This is a genomic window from Micromonospora sp. M51, assembly GCF_018070305.1.
GTDB classification, from domain to species: Bacteria; Actinomycetota; Actinomycetes; order Mycobacteriales; family Micromonosporaceae; genus Micromonospora; species Micromonospora parva.
In genome coordinates this window covers 1-522 of sequence record NZ_JAGPXZ010001459.1, presented here as the reverse complement: position 1 = coordinate 522, position 522 = coordinate 1, and the positions used below count along the sequence as shown (strand labels likewise).

The 522-nt window shown below is 71.8% G+C and carries 1 protein-coding gene; it reads right to left on the bottom strand.

Annotated features, from left to right (window positions below; translation table 11 throughout):
• Positions 1 to 456: GNAT family N-acetyltransferase (locus KBX53_RS35435; RefSeq protein WP_210864083.1), on the bottom strand; the 456-nt coding region annotated here is incomplete at its 3' end.
• Positions 457 to 522: the final 66 nt, after the last annotated feature.

The window sequence follows — 522 nt, the reverse complement described above, 5'->3', positions numbered from 1 at the left end:
CACCCGGCGGGCCCGGGGATTGAAGGCGAACACCTCCAGCGAGATGCGGTGCAGGCCGAGCCGCTCGAAACCGTGGCCGACGACCAGGCGTACCGCCTCGGTGCCCAGGCCGCGGTCGCGGCCGGCGGCGGTCAGCAGCGTGCGGAAGTTGCAGTTCCGGTTGCCCGGATCCCAGTTGTTGAGGACCACCTCGCCGACGCAGGCCCCGGTGGCGCGGTCGACGACCGCCAGGTCGAGTCGGTCGGTCTGCGCGTTTCGGCTGCCGTACCAGGAACGCATCCGCTCCTCGTCGGGGGCGTCGTCTGCCGGGCTGCCGGTCAGCCGGGACACCTCGGGGTCGGCCACCGCCGCCCGGAAGGTGTCCAGGTCGTCGTCCACGAAGGGGCGCAGGATCACCCGCTCGCCGGTGAGCGTGGGTTTGATCGAGAAATCGGGGGTCGCCTGGTCACTGAGCATCGACTGATCCTCGGCGGGGCACCGGCAACGGGCAACGGGTTTCCGCGCGCCGACGACGTGTGGCGG